Origin of the sequence: Peribacillus sp. TH16 (assembly GCF_016651095.1) — a bacterium.
GTDB classification, from domain to species: Bacteria; Bacillota; Bacilli; order Bacillales; family DSM-1321; genus Peribacillus; species Peribacillus butanolivorans.
The window spans coordinates 2,234,875-2,252,412 of the sequence record NZ_JAEKEM010000002.1 but is presented as its reverse complement, the minus strand read 5'-3'; the positions used below and the strand labels follow the sequence as shown (position 1 = coordinate 2,252,412).

General features: G+C 38.5%; 14 protein-coding genes, 1 riboswitch and 1 other annotated feature. Of the genes, 9 read left to right on the top strand and 5 right to left on the bottom strand.

Translation table 11 applies throughout. The annotated features are described in order from the left end of the window. The first annotated feature begins 631 nt into the window (after positions 1-631). A complete protein-coding gene (gene tagH, locus JFV29_RS10800) occupies positions 632-2,236 on the top strand; it encodes a teichoic acids export ABC transporter ATP-binding subunit TagH (protein ID WP_201183144.1) in 1,605 nt (534 codons plus the stop codon). A 231-nt stretch (positions 2,237-2,467) separates the two neighbouring features. On the opposite strand, the gene JFV29_RS10795 is transcribed toward tagH, so the two are convergent. Further along, complete coding sequence (locus tag JFV29_RS10795; RefSeq protein ID WP_201183142.1) at positions 2,468-3,400, bottom strand: aldo/keto reductase; 933 nt, start codon at positions 3,398-3,400, stop codon at positions 2,468-2,470. A 145-nt stretch (positions 3,401-3,545) separates the two neighbouring features. Then, entirely contained in the window at positions 3,546-4,877 is a 1,332-nt protein-coding gene (gene brnQ / locus JFV29_RS10790; RefSeq protein ID WP_201183140.1) for a branched-chain amino acid transport system II carrier protein, read from the bottom strand. Positions 4,878-4,974: 97 nt separating this feature from the next. Then, positions 4,975-5,223, bottom strand: a binding site (T-box leader). 223 nt (positions 5,224-5,446) lie between these two features. On the opposite strand from brnQ, the gene JFV29_RS10785 reads away from it, so the two are divergent. The 5 genes from JFV29_RS10785 to JFV29_RS10765 all read left to right on the top strand — a co-directional run bounded on the left by JFV29_RS10785 (position 5,447) and on the right by JFV29_RS10765 (position 12,931). Then, positions 5,447-5,620, top strand: a complete 174-nt coding sequence (locus tag JFV29_RS10785; protein ID WP_162878730.1) for a hypothetical protein — start codon at positions 5,447-5,449, stop codon at positions 5,618-5,620. A 558-nt stretch (positions 5,621-6,178) separates the two neighbouring features. After that, on the top strand, positions 6,179-8,920 hold the full coding sequence (locus tag JFV29_RS10780) for a GTPase domain-containing protein (protein WP_242486815.1): 2,742 nt from the start codon (positions 6,179-6,181) through the stop codon (positions 8,918-8,920). A 96-nt stretch (positions 8,921-9,016) separates the two neighbouring features. Then, a riboswitch (SAM riboswitch) is annotated at positions 9,017-9,122 on the top strand. A 116-nt stretch (positions 9,123-9,238) separates the two neighbouring features. Further along, a complete protein-coding gene (locus JFV29_RS10775) occupies positions 9,239-10,354 on the top strand; it encodes a sugar ABC transporter substrate-binding protein (protein WP_053344291.1) in 1,116 nt (371 codons plus the stop codon). Positions 10,355-10,419: 65 nt separating this feature from the next. Next, positions 10,420-11,922, top strand: coding sequence for a sugar ABC transporter ATP-binding protein (locus JFV29_RS10770; RefSeq protein WP_201183138.1), 1,503 nt, complete (start codon positions 10,420-10,422; stop codon positions 11,920-11,922). Position 11,923: 1 nt separating this feature from the next. Then, on the top strand, positions 11,924-12,931 hold the full coding sequence (locus tag JFV29_RS10765; RefSeq protein ID WP_056522618.1) for an ABC transporter permease: 1,008 nt from the start codon (positions 11,924-11,926) through the stop codon (positions 12,929-12,931). Positions 12,932-13,217: 286 nt separating this feature from the next. Here the strand turns inward: JFV29_RS10765 and JFV29_RS10760 are convergent, their stop codons facing one another. After that, positions 13,218-13,574, bottom strand: a complete 357-nt coding sequence (locus JFV29_RS10760; RefSeq protein ID WP_201183136.1) for a hydrolase — start codon at positions 13,572-13,574, stop codon at positions 13,218-13,220. A gap of 193 nt (positions 13,575-13,767) precedes the next feature. Here JFV29_RS10760 and JFV29_RS10755 point away from each other — a divergent pair, with 193 nt between their 5' ends. The 3 genes from JFV29_RS10755 to JFV29_RS10745 all read left to right on the top strand — a co-directional run bounded on the left by JFV29_RS10755 (position 13,768) and on the right by JFV29_RS10745 (position 16,568). Beyond that, positions 13,768-14,496 carry a hypothetical protein gene (locus tag JFV29_RS10755; RefSeq protein WP_201183134.1) on the top strand — a complete coding sequence of 243 codons (729 nt, stop codon included), beginning with the start codon at positions 13,768-13,770 and terminating at the stop codon, positions 14,494-14,496. Positions 14,497-14,729: 233 nt separating this feature from the next. After that, entirely contained in the window at positions 14,730-15,965 is a 1,236-nt protein-coding gene (locus JFV29_RS10750) for a S1C family serine protease (RefSeq protein ID WP_201183133.1), read from the top strand. Positions 15,966-16,259: 294 nt separating this feature from the next. Further along, the gene (locus JFV29_RS10745) at positions 16,260-16,568 is read left to right on the top strand and encodes a hypothetical protein (RefSeq protein WP_201183132.1); all 309 of its coding nucleotides are present in this window, start codon (positions 16,260-16,262) and stop codon (positions 16,566-16,568) included. Between the two features lie 75 nt (positions 16,569-16,643). Here JFV29_RS10745 and JFV29_RS30330 read toward each other — a convergent pair whose 3' ends face one another. Both JFV29_RS30330 and JFV29_RS10735 read right to left on the bottom strand, forming a co-directional pair. Next, positions 16,644-16,799 carry a hypothetical protein gene (locus JFV29_RS30330; RefSeq protein WP_242486814.1) on the bottom strand — a complete coding sequence of 52 codons (156 nt, stop codon included), beginning with the start codon at positions 16,797-16,799 and terminating at the stop codon, positions 16,644-16,646. Between the two features lie 28 nt (positions 16,800-16,827). After that, positions 16,828-17,067 carry a hypothetical protein gene (locus JFV29_RS10735; protein WP_201183131.1) on the bottom strand — a complete coding sequence of 80 codons (240 nt, stop codon included), beginning with the start codon at positions 17,065-17,067 and terminating at the stop codon, positions 16,828-16,830. Between the last annotated feature and the right edge of the window lie 471 nt (positions 17,068-17,538).

Here is a 17,538-nt window from a genome sequence, read left to right as displayed (position 1 = left end):
TTCAATTTAAAGACAGCGTAGCTCATGGTGAGTTACAGGTTGATGATCTCTATTTAAATAAATTATTGTGTAATTTCCCAATAACATTAAAATATTCATTGGATGATTTGAGGGGAAAATTTAAAAAATATTTACAATTAGTGAGTCTATGGTACTATGAAGATAAATAATTTATATATCTTTAAGCACTTTGAATATATAAAGTCATGTTTATTGAAGGTGAATAAAAAGGAAATAAGGTTATCAGCTATGTCCTCTTTAAACGCTGAAAAAGAAGAGGGTAGTATTTTATTGTTTGATAATGCCAAAAAGATCCAAATTATGACCAACCAATAAAATAGATAAGATGGAAGGGGTAATAAAATTATATTACCTCTTTTTTGATGAATAGGCCGAAGTGAAAGCTTTTGATGAAATAAATATTAAATTGGGGTTTTTGGACTTATATATATGGGACACTTCTTCTATTTGGTACCGATTTTTCGACAATCTCATTATACCGAAGAACGAGTTGGTTTCATCTTTTACTAATCCAATGGTTCTTACGTATAATCACTACAGCCAACTTATTGCGCACTAATTGTGTGGGTGCGAAGTTGATTAAGTAAATTATAATTATTAAGGGGTTCTTATGAACAAAGCTGTTGTCTTTAGAAATGTTACGAAGCGTTATAAAATGTATAAAAATAATTCTGAGAAATTTTTGGATTTGATTTTGCCCAAAGGGTATGGGGAAGATTTTTTTGCTGTACAGAACATTAATTTTGTGGCAGAAAAGGGCGATGTGATTGGTATTATTGGTGTAAATGGAGCCGGGAAGTCGACTTTATCCAATTTAATTACGGGTGTTGTTCCTCCTAGTGAGGGAAGTGTCGAAATTAAAGGGGAAGCGTCTTTGATTGCCATTGCATCGGGGTTAAATAATCAATTGACAGGTCGGAATAATATTGAGCTGAAATGTTTAATGTTAGGGTTCAACAAAAAGGAAATAGAGGAATTGATGCCTGAGATTATTGAATTTGCGGAGCTTGGGAAGTTTATTGATCAGCCGGTGAAGAAATACTCAAGTGGTATGAAATCGAGGTTAGGGTTTGCCATTTCTGTAAATATCGATCCTGATGTTTTGGTCATTGATGAAGCTCTTTCTGTTGGGGATCAGACTTTTGCCGAAAAGTGCTTGAATAAAATTAATAGTTTTCAAGAAAGAGGGAAGACGATCTTTTTTATCAGTCATTCAATTGGTCAGGTGAAAAAATTCTGTAAAAAGGCGATATGGATGGAGGCAGGAGAGATAAAGGCGTATGGGCCAATCGAAGAAGTAGCTCCCGCTTATGAGAAGTTTTTAAAAGATTACAAAGAATTGTCTCCTGAAGCACAAAAGAGCTTTAAGCAAATGATTATGGAAAAGAGAAGCAAGCTTAATACAGCTATCGATGACAATGACGGGATGATTACGAGAACAGATGTTTATAAGAAACAAATGAAAAGAAAAGCGCAGGGAAAAAGAAAAAGACTTATAGCCAGTGCCTTTTTAGCGATAGGAATAATAGCGGCGGCTCTTCTTTTTTCACAATCGGAGAGACTTTTGGCCATTATCCAGAAAGAACAAAATGGTCAGGACCTTAAAATTGCAGAAAAGCCGGATAAACATGTAGGTTCTAGTACGGATGCACCAATCCCAGAAGAAAAGGACATTCGATATGTGAATGTTAATGCAGGATTTGTTAGAGATAATCCGGATTTGTTGAAAAGTGAAAAAATAAGTATGATAATTTTTGGAGATTATTATATTATCGAAGAAATTCAAAAAGATCCAGTGGAAGATTTTAATTGGTTGAAAATTATGAAGAACGAGCAGGCTGTTTGGGTAAGTGAACAGATTCTGTCAAAGGATGTTAATACGATTGAAGAAGAGCAGTTATTTGAGAATATTAGTGATATGTTTCAAGTAGATAACCTTGAACAATTATTATCGTTCATTGGGCAAAGTAAAGAGGAAAGTAACGCCACTGAATTAAATGAAATTGTGAAGTTTGCCTATACCGATGATGAACACATAAAAGGGATTAGTATAGATACTAATCACCAAAGTAGGTCTATTGAAGAAATGATTGAATTGTTTGGTACTCCAAGTATACAGCTTGTGCACAAGGCGATTCTATATCATGGTGAAAAATATGATGCTATTTTCTATTTTAATGATAGGGGATTGCTGCGGGAAATATTGATTAAATAGGGGGTTCAGCCAAACAGATTATCTGTAAAGTGGAGGTGATGCATATGCTGGAAAAAGGACAACTTCAATAAGTGGGGAAGCCTGTCCAAAGCGAGATTTAATGCATACATAAATTATTAGGAGTAGTAATTCATAAATGAAAAGTATATTGAGGTTCTATGTTTCTAACCATATTTGTTAGAAACATAGAACCTTTTTTATTATTTTTTTCCTTTGTCTTTTAAATCCTATTTAAGCGAAAATCGCGCTGATTTCGGCAATTTCATCCATGGTTAATTCCACTTCTAATGCTTTTAAGTTGCGTGTGACCTGTTCTGGTTTTTTCGCTCCAGGAATTAGGACATCTATCGAGTGCCGAGTTAAATACCAAGCTAGTACCACATCAGCAACATCGGCATTTCTTCTGTTTGCTATCTCTCGGACTTCTTCTACTTTTTGCAGGTTGCTAACAAAGGCTTGTCCTTGGAAAAGTGGACTTTTTGCACGGCCATCCTCAAATGTCGAATCTTGAGAATATTTGCCACCGAGCAAACCGGAAGCAAGCGGGAAATAAGGTATAAAGGAAATATGATTTTCAGCTGTATAGGGCAGTAAATCTTGCTCTGCTTCCCGTCTGAATAGGTTGTACTCGGATTGCAGGACATCGATATAGCCGTCTTTATTCGCTTCCTTTAATTGCTCAAAGGAAAAATTTGAGACGCCGATTGCCTTGATTTTACCTGCATCTTTCAATTCCTTTAAGGCACCGACCGCTTCATCCTTTGGTGTATCTTCATCAGGGAAATGAATGTAAAACAAGTCGATATAATCGGTTTGGAGTCTTTTTAAACTAGATTCTACTGCGTTTTTCAGAAAAGCAGGAGAGTTATCTAATACGACTTTCCCATCGACAAATTTATGCGCCCCTTTTGTAGCAAGGACTACATCCTCGCGTTTGCGGGTCTTTTTAAGAATTTCACCGATAATTTCTTCTGAACGCTCTGGACCGTAAATGAAAGCTGTATCCCAAAAGTTAATTCCCTCATCAAGAGCTGTTATTAAGACATCTTTTCCTGTATCCTCGCTTAGATTAGGAAAAAGGTTATGTCCGCCAATGGCATTCGTGCCAAGACCAATCGGATTCACATATAGATCTGTTTTACCAATTCGCGTTTGCTTCGACATATTACTAATCATCTCCTTTAGCATTATCATAACAAAAAGTGGCAGGTAAATACCAAAATAAAGAAATGTGAGCAGAGTGGGAACTGTTAAAAACACTATCGTGCAAAAAAAGCAGATGATTTGTACAAAATCATCTGCTTTCCTATTATAAGGTTGCGCTTTCCAATTCCTCAGATTGGGCTGCTTGTCCGATCTGACTGAGTAGAAGGCCACTGGCAATTCCGACAAGAGCTGGGATGATCCATTCCATTCCGTATGAAGAAAGAGGAAGGGCATCACTAAACGTTTGTACGGGCCCTAATGGTAAGCCGAATGCATTTAATCCATCTATTAGAGCAAAAACGCCGGTGAAGATCATTGCACTCCGATATACTTTTTTCGGGTTGTTAAAATGACGGCTGAAGAACGTTAAAACTATCAGGACAATTGTTAATGGGTAAGCCATCACAAGGAATGGTACCGATACTTTTAAAATTTGATTCAGACCCATGTTTGAAAGAATGAAGCCGACAAGTGTTACAATCAGAATTAAGGTTTTGTAGTGGGCCTTGGGAATAAGATTTGAAAAATACTGTCCGCAGGCAGTTGTCAAACCGACGACGGTCGTGAAACAAGCTAAGGTGAAAATAACGCCTAATAGAATCTTGCCGCCTGTTCCAAGTAAAAGGGTGGATGCGACAGTCAGGATCTCTGTTCCGTTTTCAAATGAACCATCTGCTGCCATACGAGCTCCCATTACACCTAAGGAGATATAAACTAAAGAAAGCAATACACCGGCGATGAGGCCTGCTTTTAATGTATATCTCGTCAATTGTTTCCGATCTGAAATCCCTCTTTGCTGTATCGAAGTCAGGATAACTATCCCGAAAGCAAGGGCAGCTAAAGCATCCATCGTGTTATAGCCTTCGATAAAACCTTTTGAAAATGCTCCTGTTGCATACGCATCAGTTGGAGCTTGGAATGGAGCATCAAGCTTTACAAATCCAACGACACAGAGAATGACCATGGCCAAAAGCAGGGTAGGTGTAATCCAGCGTCCCATAAAAGTTTCCATTTTTTTAGGATTCAAAGAAATGACATAAACAATGGTAAAGAATACGGCCGTGAATAAGAATAGAAATAGGGATTGATTCATCGAGTCGCCAAGGTACGGCTTGAATCCCATTTCGTAGGCAACGTTCGCATTCCGTGGAATCGCAAGAAACGGTCCGATGCTCAAATAGATGACGACCATGAACAGTGTACTGAATATAGGATGCACACGCGCTCCGATTGTTTGCGCCCCACCTTTAACAAGTGAAACGGCGAGGAGTACTAAAATTGGAAGGCCGACACCGGTGGCGACAAAACCTGCAATGGCGGGCCAGAAGGAAGTCCCGGAAGAAGCTCCTAAAAATGGAGGGAAAATAAGGTTTCCAGCTCCGAAAAACATCGAGAAAAGCATAAGGCCGATAAATAATGTGTCTGTTTTTTTCATGATGATTTCTCCTTTTTTAAAAATGATAGTACCCGCCGACTGGCCCAAAAAGGCTATTAAAAGTGTTATTTTGCAAATAAAAAACTCGCCCCTAATAATCAGGGACGAGTTTGTGCTCGCGTTACCACCCATATTCCGCGCTTCATAAGAAGCTACGGCACTCAGTCAACGTACGAATTCATACGTGATCCATTGTAACGGCGGAAAGCCCGTCAAAGCCTACTTCATTTTCAGCTTTGCATCTCAGAGATGATTTTCGGATAGGCCTTGGACATCGACTTCCACCATACGTCGACTCTCTGTAGAACAGGGTTCTTATCTTACTCTTTCTCTTCACAGATTTTATAATATAAAGATAATTTAGCAAATTCTAATTATTAAGTCAACATAATTTGACAGTACAAATCATTCAATTTTCATTATTCAAGAGCAGGAGATTAGTCCCCTATAATCGATCCTTCCTTTATTTGGAGATACTATTTGTGAAAAGAATCGGATATAACTCCCTATTATCTTTCTAACCGCATCTATATTATAATAGAAGACAGAACACTAAAGGAGACAACATTATGTCTGAAAATAAAAAGTTAAGCCTGGCGGATGCAGTCAAACAAAAATTGGCACAAAAGCAAGCGGGCTCAAGTCAAGATAAACTGGAAACCGGCGTTGTGAAAAAAACGAAACAGCTAAAAAGCCAGTTAACTAAAAAGCCAAATAATCAACGTAAGCGTACAGGGGTATAATCCCAATTTGTCAAAGGACAATTACTGTTCGGTGCTTATCAGAGAGCAGTTACCTTTCATGAATAAAGGTACTGCTTTTTTTATATGAACTTTCAAATAGAAATTTATTATTATTAGGGAGAAGATTGTACTTTCGCTTTTAGGAAGTATTCAAGTGAAAATTATTTTTGTTTTCACCACTTATAGGTAGTTTACGGGCGGGATTTCTGGTAATTTAATGGTATAAGAATTGTTCCCTCCTACCTTTTCGGATATTGGTAAAACTAAATAAAACATATTTTTACAAAAGTAGAAATCACTTCTCAAGTCTTATATTAAATTCATTACAATTCTATTTGTTTCTGTTTTAAAATTGTAAGAGTCATGAAATGTTGTTACCATATTGTTTTGTTAAAATAATATTTTAAAGGTTTATAAATAATTTTCTTAACTAAAGGAACCTATAAATCTCTTTTCATAGACAAAGTCTTGAGAAAAGTTATTATTCGATTTTCATAAAGACTCCATATCGATGATTATCCTTTAATTGAAAATATGAAATATATCGGGGGAATAAAGATGGACGAACGACTGATTGGAAAAAAATACTATGAAACAATGATTGAGGATACACGCAAGCACCCAATTCAAACATTAGGTGAAATGTTTCTCGTGGAACAAAAAAAGGAAAGAGCGGATTTAACTGCAGTTCGGTTTGCTCAAGGAGAAGTATACTTCCAGCATCATGACTATGAAGCAGCCATTTTTAAGTGGGAAAACATAGAAGGTGAACTTGGTTCATGGGCGAAAAAGAATATTGCTGATGCTTATTTTGAACTAGAGATGTATTCGACCGCTGAGGATATATATAAATCCGTCAGTACGGATGAAGCGGTATTGAAAACGGAAGTCCTTCTACAGCTGTTCTCTCTTTACATAGTAGAATCAAGAAATGATTTGGCATCTAAAGTTGTTAAGGAAGCAGTCGATTTTCAACCTGATTACCCGAATGTCACCGCAATTGCACGCTCCTTTTTTGAAGAACAAAAGGATTGGAACAGTGCTGTAGTTTTAGCCGCGAATGAAAGTATCCGTACGGAATCAATGATTTGGTTTGATGTGCTGAAAACGTATATCCAGCAAGGTGTTGCTCAATCGATGGCTCCGGATTATTTCTCAAATGTTCTCGAGGCGTTATACAACCTTGATCAGGATCGCTTTGAAAAAATGACGGTTGCACTTTGGAAAAATTATAAATATACAGATTCCTACTTTGAATGGCTTAGAGTCATTAATAATTTGATAGATGGCATCGAATTACATCCAGGTGATGTATGGGATGAGCTTTCTGTCTATTACCGGGATGCTTATGCCGGTTTGCTTGAAGGAACACACTTAATCAAAGATTTGAGTCCTGTTGTGCCGAGATTGTTGGAAAATTGGTTAAAAATCGCGGATGGAGAGCTTTCGTTATTTGCAGCGGCGTCCGTTCTGTCATGGAATGAAATTTTCCCTGATACAATTAATGCACTGGTTGTTCAGGATGCAGAAAGTCTGTTAGCAAAATCGCCTAAATTGGGAGGCGGATTGGAAGCGGGCGAAAAACTGTTCAATTCCATTATTCAGTGGGCTGAAGAGAATAACTTAACAGTTGGCAATAAGCTGAAATGGATGGTAGACGGACTTAAGGATACCGAAAATTTCAATCTTCTTCTTGTCGGAAGCACAGGCAATGGCAAAACATCCTTTATTCAGTCACTTGCTGGAGAGAGTATTGCTGCCGAGGACCATTCGTCCCTTGTCAGTGTCAAAGATGGAGATAATCTGGAAATCTATGAAATTACAGATACAGATCACAAAGTCGTTGGTGAGTTAACTGAATTGGATGAAACACGCCGTCAGCGCGGAACCATTGTCGACGTGACCCTTATTAGTGACTACCTAAGAAATAATCGCCTGCGTTTACTTGATACACCAGGGTTCAATGGGGAAAAAAGTGTAGACTCTGATTTCCAAGGGTATTTACAGGGCAGCGATGGATTGATGTTTGTTCTCGATGCACGAGCGCCTTTCACCGGTAGTGAACGAGATTTGTTATTGGAAATTCAAATGATGGCACCGAAACTTCCGATTCATTTCTTACTAAATAAGATGGATACGATTTACAGTGACCAAGTGGCAGTCCGGATGGAAGATGAAACATGGGATAAAGTGAATGCGTATTTCCCGAACGCAAAAGTATTTGCGTTCTCCAAACTTTATGACAGCAAACAGCAGTTACAGGACCTTTCATCCTTCCTTGATTCGAATTATCAAGCTGATAATTGGAAGGAAAGAAGATCTGAGAAGATTCTTGCATTCATTCGCAAAACGTTATCTTACCTGCTAGAAAAACGGGCAGCTAATGAGCGGAAATGCGAGCACTCCATTTCTTGGAATGAGCAGATGGAAGTCAAATTGAATGGAGCCGTCAATCAACTGGCAGATTTGGAAAAAGAAAAAAGTGAAAATATCATAAGGTCGTATCGTTCAATTAAAGAAGAAGTGAAAAAACAGCTTTCTTCAAGAATCCCTGAATTACTAAGAGAATGTTCTAAATCATTAACGGAAAGTAGCGATTTCAGCCAAGTTCATATACAGTTGAACGATGAAATGAATGAGCAGATTCAGGCATATATTTCAGACAAGATTATGCCGCAATATTACCGTTCTCTTCAAGACTGGATTGCTACATCTCAGTTGGAATTTACACAAATTCAACAGTTTATGGATGAGATGAGCACAGGGTTCAATGAATTGTACAAAGAAGAGCGAATTACACTTGCGGGAGACTTTAGAGTTTTGGATGATTGGCGCCGTGATGCGGATCGGATGACAAGCAGTATCCGCATTGAAGACGTTAATATTTTACTACGCCGGACCCCATCGCAATTGCTGCTTAAAGGGGCAGGGAAGCTGTTTGGAGCGATTCCGCAAAATAAAGCTAATATGTACAACCGGTATAAGAAGTACCTAGAAAGTGAAGACTACCAGGATGTTGCAGAGATGATCAGTGACCGTTTCCTTACACAATTCGGATTGTTTGAAAAATCTTTGGATAGAGATATCTCACTTTTCTATCGCGGTTCATTTGCCTTACTTCAAAAAACGATAGAACAAACACAGACTGAAATCAAAGATCATCAGGCAGCACTGGAGCATATGAGAGAAAATCCGGAAGTATACCGTGACCCGATTACTCTATTTGAAGTGAAACTACGTCAGTTAGAAAGACTTGAAAAGATCGAGAAAAAGCGTCTGGCTAAGCTACAAAGAAAATAAGTGTAATAAGAAACATTTTAAATATTCAAAAATCTATTGACTTTACGACTATATCCCTATAAAGTGGTAATTACGAAAAACGTAACACATTATATTCTCTTATCAAGAGTGGCGGAGGGACTGGCCCTAAGATGCCCAGCAACCGTTCCATTAGGAATTGGTGCTAAATCCTGCAAAACAGAAATGTTTTGACAGATAAGAGAGGGACAAGTCTGCAAATCAGCTGATTAAACCTCTCTATTCTAGAGAGGTTTTTATTTTGGGATTTACACCAACCTAATTGATAAGATTAATGAGTGAAAAGTAGGGGGAACTAAAATGAGGAAGTCAATTTTTAAAAGGGTTTTCGTTTCGGTCATAGCTTCGGCTTTGCTTTTAACGGGCTGCTCTTCAGGACAAAGTTCAACAGAATCAAAGAAGGATGAAAAAGTATCTTTTAAAAATGTCCCAGAACGATTTGCAAAAGGGGAAGGTGCCAAAATCAAAGTCATTCGTAAAATTGGCGGAGATGATCATACGGCTCAATATTTAGCTGGAGCGAAGGAAGAAGGAGAAGCATTAGGTTTTCAAGTGGATACGTATACAGCAAATGGCGATACGGCTAAATTCCATGATGCAATCGCCCAGGCTTTACAAGAAGATTATGACGGCTATATTATCTCCCATGGTGATGATGCAGCAACAGTGAATGACGTTCAAAAGTTGGTTGATGCAGGAAAGAGCGTTGTTACATTCGACTCTATTAGCGACTTATCTAAAATTGACGGTGTGACCTTAACTTCACAGGATGATGAAGCATTGGCAACACTGGCTTTTGATAAATTGATAGAAGAACAAAAAGGTGAAGCAGCGATCGCATACCTTTGGGTAGATGGTTTCCCGCCAATGGTGAGAAGAAATGCGGTGTATCAGGAAAAATTAAAAGAAAATCCTGGGATTAAAGAAGTCGAAAGATTCGGAGTAGCATCTGCAGATACTTCGGTTCAGACACAAAATGCGGTAGCCGCAATGTTGAATAAATATCCCAAAGGCAAACTAGATGCGATTTTCGCAACATGGGATGCATTCGCAATTGGAGCGGCTCGTGCGATTAAAGAAGCTGGCCGCGATGAAGTGAAGATATACGGAATCGACGTATCTAATGCTGATCTTCAAGAGATTCAAGCGAAAGGCAGCTCTTGGTCTTACACGGCAGCTGTCGATCCGAAATTGATTGGTGCAGTGAATATGAGGATTTTGGCAAAAAAATTAGCGGGTGAAGAAACACCGCAAACATATGACTTAGAAGCTTCACTTATTTCACAAGAGCAGATTCAAGCTTCAAAAGAAGCGGTCAACATGGCCAACTTGTCCGGTATTGTCGAAGGATGGGGAGTATCAACGGAATTTGAAGAAGAATGGATGAAAGTATTGAAAGATCATTATAAAAAGTAAAAAACAGAGTCATTAGACACTCTCTTTCTAGTGAAGAGAGTGTCTGTTTAATAGGGGGAATGGGCATGAGCACACAACTAGAAATGAAAAAGATATCGATTGAATTTCCGGGAGTAAAGGCGCTTAGTGAAGTTGATTTTTCAGTACAATCAGGGACAGCCCATGCAGTGGTCGGCGCAAACGGAGCAGGGAAATCTACGCTAATGAAGGTCTTATCGGGCGCTCATGCCCATTATACAGGTGAAATTTTTCTGGATGGAAAGAAGCAGGATATCCGTTCACCGAAGGCTGCACAGGAACAAGGTATTCAAATTGTTTATCAGGAAGTAGATACGGCACTCATTCCTTATTTAACTGTTGGGGAAAATGTAATGTTGAATGATACGGTGCAAAACATGGGCAAAAAACAGATGGTCCATTGGAAAGAGTTGCATAGAAAAGCCACTTATATCCTGGCAGAGATGAAAATTGGTGTCTCTTCGAAAAAGCTGGTGAGAGATCTTACCTTGGCTGAAAAACAGATGGTTCTGATTGCAAGAGCAGTCTCGACGGAATGCAAATTCCTGATCCTCGACGAACCAACTGCTCCGTTAAGTTATACGGAGACGTCAGAACTATTTCGAATTGTAAATGAATTAAAGCAAAGAGGCGTTGGCATCATTTTTATTTCCCATCGTCTTCCAGAGATTTTTGAAATTTGTGAAGAAATTACGATTATGAGGAATGGGAAAAGTGTTGCATGTCGAGAAGTAGCGGATATTACCCAAAACGAAGTGGTCGAGGGAATGCTTGGGAAAACAATGGATGAACAGTTCCCTGTTGTAAATGCTGCGATTGGTGAAGTTGTTCTGGAAGTGAAGGGACTGTCAGATGCCGAAAAAGTTAAAAATGTTAGCCTTCATCTAAAAGCAGGAGAGATTGTTGGTTTGGCAGGATTGGTTGGAGCAGGGAAAACAGAGCTGTGTAAAACCCTATTCGGTCATACTGCTATCACAACAGGGGAAGTCGTGATGAATGGTAGAAAGCTTTCATTGAAAACACCGCACCATGCAGTAAAAAGTGGTCTGGCACTTGTACCGGAAGAACGCAGGAAAGAAGGCATTCTTGTTCAGGAATCAGTTGCAACGAACTTGACTGCAGCAAGTGTCGGAAAATTCAGCAAGATATTCAGCTTTGTAGATCGTAAGGCGGAAAAGAAAAAAGCGAAGGAACTTATTACGAGTCTTGGTATTAAAACCCCTTCAGAGGAAGCTAAGGTTGAAAACTTGTCAGGTGGTAATCAACAAAAGGTCGCTATCGGAAAGTGGCTGATTGCTGATGCAGATGTATACATATTTGATGAACCTACAAAAGGCGTCGATGTAGGGGCCAAGAAGGACATATTCGAATTGATTGCCCAACTTGCCAGAAATGGGAAGGCAATTATATATGCATCATCTGAGTTGTCTGAAATCATCGGTATTACTAATCGAACTTATGTGTTATATGGTGGAAAGACAGTCATCGAATTAGAGACAAGCAAAACCAATGAAGAAGAACTACTATTCTACTCAACAGGAGGCAAATAGGATGAGCACACCGATTCCTGTTCTCACACAGACAACAAAAGCGAAGAAAAAAGTAGACTTATTCGACTTTTTCTATAAATACGGCACAATCTTGACGATTATCATTTTGGTTGGGATATTTGCCGTTTCAAATCCATCTTTCATTCAAGCTAATAATCTAATTAACATTCTGCGTTCTATTTCAATCGTGACCATTATTGCGATTGGAATTACGATATCCTTAACTGTGGATGGTTTTGACCTATCCGTTGGTTCTGTAGCATCATTGGCTAATGCGATCGTCATTTCGATGTTTGTTTGGTTTTCGCAGGATACCCTGATTGCCATATTAGCTGCAATCGGTGCGTCGCTTGTAGTAGGAGCATTAAATTCATTCATGATTGTAAAATTGAGAATTCCTGACATGCTTATGACATTAGCGACCATGTTCATCATCCAAGGGATTGCTCTTACCTATACAAAAGGAGCAACGGTTTCACAAAATATGGTCATGCCTGATGGAACGTTCGCTGAAGGACTGATCAGCCCATTTTTCGCTAAGATTGGACAGGTCCCTTGGATTATTCTGATCATGGCAGTCATTGTGATAGCTACCCATATCTTTTTGACTTATACCAAGCACGGTCGTTATATGTACATTATTGGGGGAAATAAGGAAGCTGCCAGACTTTCTGGAATTTCGGTAAATAAATACAAAGTACTGGCCTATCTCCTTTCGGCTCTCTTTGCCGCAATCGGGGGAATTGTCCTTGCTTCCCGTGTCATGACATCCGAAATCAATTCCGGGTCTCCTTACTTAATGGATGCTGTTGCAGCAGCATTTATTGGTTCATCCGTTCTAGGAGCAGGGAAACCGAATGCCTTCGGAACCTTCATCGGTGCAGTCCTGATTGGAATCCTTCAAAACGGACTGATTATGATGTCTGTCCCATACTACGCGATGGACATCGTTAAAGGAACCGTACTTGCCCTAGCGCTAGCGGTTACCTATTATAAGCAAAAACACTAGACTTATGTGTGAATGACACCTTACTTTTCATCGTAAAGTAATCCGCAAAACGTTAAATATACCAGAATCGTTACCTATTGAATGCAACAGTTCTGGTATATTTTTATTTTGGATTATGCATTTTCAAAACTAATCCCATCATAATTTTCTTCCTGAAAAACTCCAAACACTCTGATCGTCTGATGTACCCAATATGTTAAATCACTTTCTTTCGAAGATGCTTTTTTCATCCTCGTTCTTTTAAAAAATAGAAACTTGTTATTTCAGGTTCTGTTTAAGCATTCTCCTATTTAAAGTTTTGGATTTCCTCGTTGCCTTTGAATTTGTTATCTGCCAATATGCCGATTTCTTCAATATGGTTTCGGGCTGTTTCATCGCCTAATTTATAAATGATGGCGTACAGCTTTTTCATAGCTTCATCGTATTTATCATTTGCCCGGTCATGATGATAGAGAAGATAAGGTACATGAGAACGAGCGTATGACTCCAAGTCATCTGTTCGATGTTCCTCTAGGCATTGCTTTAATTCTGCTAGTTCTTCATCTGTAGCGTGTATAGTAAAGCTTGGATTTTCCTCAAGTTTTTTTCCTAGTACATCGCCGCTGACCAAATCCACATGATAGGTCTGTTTTTCCTGCATCATTTTTTCATCACCCTTTCAAGCGTTTATCTATGATGTACCACTATTTGTAAAAATATAATCATAAAAGTGAACATTCTCCATAATAAATCGATAGAGATAAAGATGTCAGATATTTCTTGTGAAATCGGGTAAGATAGATTTATAGAATAATATGGAAGTGTATGTGTATTCAGTAAAAGTGAGGAGTGACTTTTTGAAGAGATTACTCATATTTATTTTAATGATGGCATTAATTGTTTCAGGCTGTACAACCAGGAGTTACGATTCCAACATGGAGCTAGGAAAAAGTCAGGTGGAAGAGGGAAATTATTTAGAGGCCCATGAGGCATTTGAATTAGCGTATAAAGAAAACCAAACAGGGGAGACGAAAGAGTTAATGGAACTTTGCGTCCTTTTGGCAGATGGAATGAAGAAATACGAGGAACAAGATTTTGAGGCGGCTCAAGTGTTTTTTGAAGAAGCTGCTGCATATAAGGCAAATTATGAGAAAGGTAAACTCATGGTACAAAAGGCAATTGGAATGTCCTCAGAAGTTGGAGAAGCCAGTGCAGAGCCAGTTGAAGACACTGAGGCAGAGCAATCGAGGGGTGAGTCTGAAGACCCAGTTATCGAGTCAGAAGAAGAGGATGAGCCAGTGGAGGCCCCCGCCACATCGAAGCTAGCTGATAAAGGAAATCACGAGAGTAACAAGGATTCAGATAAGACATTGACGAAAGCTCAGGCGGAAAATCTGGTGAAAGACTACGCTGACATGGAAAACTATCCTCAGCTTCAAATCCAATATGATCGTGAAGATGAAAAGGGAGATTACATATTCCAAGTGTTTGAAATGGTCAATGACAGTAAGGGAAGTGGGCATAAGGCTACTTGGGGTTGGTATGGCGTGAATAAGAAGACAAAAGAAGTCTATGAGCTTATGTAAGAAATAGTATGGATGAAAAAGGTGCCTTGTTATTTGAGGCATCTTTTTTCGTAATGGGGGGTAAGAAATCTCAGAGCTATTAACCAGTCAATATTGTTCTTTTTTCGGTCAAATCTACATTAATTTTATCTTTTTTGTAAAAAGTTTGCCGTATTCTTTATTTCTTAAGAATTTTTTAATAATTACTGTTTATGATGGAGCCAAGTAAAGGACTTTCATAGGAGGGATAAAGGATGGAGAATTATAATGGGGATGAGCAAGTTCGGGTGAAAGCTGAACCGAAAAAGGGAAAGTCGCTTTGGTTAACTAGTCTTGTTTCTGGAACTGTTGCTTCTATAGTTACATCTTCTGTGTTTGTATTTGGCGGAGATTTTATAGATGCAGAGAAAAATACAGTGACCGAATCATCACAAACTGCAGGGGCAGAACAAACCGAGAGCGTGGAAAAGAATAAGAGTATAAATACAGAAAAGTTATCGACAAGCACAGATTCAAATGAAAGAGCAGATATGGTTGAATCAGCTTCAAAATCGATTGTAGGTGTCGTAAATTTACAAGAGATGCAAAATCAGAACCCATTCCAGCAGCAAAGCACGGAGAGCGAAACTGTTGAGAGCGGCACGGGGTCAGGAGTTATTTATAAAAAAGATAATGGTAAGGCCTATATCATCACGAATAATCATGTTATTGAAGGAGCTAAGGAAGTAGAAATTTCATTGTATGATGGACAAAAGGCAACTGCAACAGTTGTTGGTGCAGATGCTTTAACAGACCTAGCGGTTTTGACGATTGATGCCTCGGTAGCACCAGAGGGAATTAATTTTGGGGATTCAGATAGAATGCGTCCAGGTGAAGAAGTTTTGGCCATTGGTAACCCTCTCGGACTTGATTTCTCACGTTCGGTTACGCAAGGAATTGTAAGTGCAACTGGGCGTTCTATATCAGTCGATACATCTGACGGAGAGTGGGAACTTGATGTCCTTCAAACAGATGCGGCAATTAATCCTGGCAACAGTGGAGGTGCATTAATCAATACTGCTGGTGAAGTAATAGGCATAAACAGTTTGAAAATTTCTGAAAGCGGTGTGGAAGGCTTAGGTTTCGCTATACCAAGTAATGACGTAATACCGATTGTAACGGAACTGATAGAAAATGGAAAAATCACGCGGCCATATTTAGGGGTCAGCTTGGCGAACACAGAAGAACTTCCACAGTATTATCTTCAAAATGTCCCTGAGGCTGCAAAGTCAGGAGTAATGGTAACGGGTATAGAAACTGGATCGGCTGCTGCAAATGGTGGACTTAAGCAACAGGATATCATTGTAGAGATTGATGGAACGAAAATTAGTACCTCTGCTGAATTAAGGAAACATCTATACACAGATAAGAAAATTGGCGACAAAGTAAAAGTTAAAGTGTATCGAGGTAATGAAGAGAAAACCTTAACGATTACGTTACAAAATTCATAAAAAAAGAGAAATGACTCCTGAGCAATTGGCAGGAGTCATTTTTATAGCTAATGAGTCGATAAAATATTTGGGTAAATAATAAAAAATAAATGATAGTATAAAAAATGGATATTATCGGAAAAATAGGTAGTGTATTTTAACTATTTGGTTTATTTTCCATATAGTCTTGAATACCTAAAAGTGAGTTGTAATCACTTTAATTTGTCAAGGTTTTCATTGTGAATATATTGAAAATTATAAAAAGTTTGACAAATTTGTGAAATGTCATAAAATAGAAAGAAAGGGGATGAAATAATGGAAGCTAATCAGAAGATGTTAGATGCAGTGAAGTGGGTATCAGGCACAGGTTGTGTAATCGGAATTATTATTTTTGCTTTAAGTTTATTTGTAAGCGATTACAATAAGGATTATATTTTAACTGCTGTTGGAATGGCCATTACATTAAGCGCAGCTGCCATTTTCCTAGTTGGTATATTTTTTGTCCTGACAGAAGAAATGGTGATGAACACACATAAGGGTGAAAGAGTTGTACCGGAAACAACTAAAATCATAAAAATAAATTCAAAAGTTAAAACAAAAAGAAGTACCGAATTCAGTAACTAAAGCAATTAATAGAGGGTAATAAACGTTTGTATAGATGGCCTTCTTCATCAGATTCACAAACATGCATGAACATAACTATTTGTTCGCTACTTGCAGGAATGAAGCTACTATAAGGACTATCATTCCTGTTCTGAAAGAAAGGTCATATATATCAACACCAAGAGCTACGGCTGTAAGAACCATGGAGAATATGAACCCCATTACATGTCTACGTGGAAATAACTGTTTCATACTCAAATTTCCTTTCAGGTAGATGAATCTACATCCGGAATGCTAGTGAAGAATCAGCTGTCGGTACGATAGTGAAGTTGTATTCTGGAACTGGGAACAGAGAGTAGCCCACTCTAGAGAACGTGTATTCAAAGGATCGCTTGAAATATTTCTTGGGTATGGCAGTAGGTTGTACACGATTAAAGCGTAACCAACTAGTAAACAAGTGCTCCAACAATGAAAGCATATTCAATGATCCAAATCCAGTTGATTTAGAATATGTGTACATACAACATGGCTTGGCCATCCACACCAAACTCACTACATTCCTGAATGAAAAGTTCTAACTCTACATTCTGAACTCTGATCTATACCACGAAAAATGGACACTTTAAAAAGGTCCATTTTTCGTGGTTTTTCTATGTGCATATAATAAAAGAAACAAAAGGGATGCAGTTGTCAAAATTGGATATTTAAGTAGTGAGTTTCCTTTATTCGTAGGTGGAGGAATTCCAGAAAAGTGAATGGACTAATGCGCTAGAAGTAACATGTGGAGAAACGGCCTGCCCCCTGGTCACTTTATAAATTTTGAGGTGTGAAAGGATATCCCTTTTTCATGCCCCATTCATATTTACAAAACACAAATAGCCTGCTCCCGCAAAAATAGGAGGACAGGACTAAACAGCAGTTTAGGAAAAGTAATACTGACAGGGCAATAAGTATTGCGAGAAGAAGGAACCTGATTACCAATCATATTTTA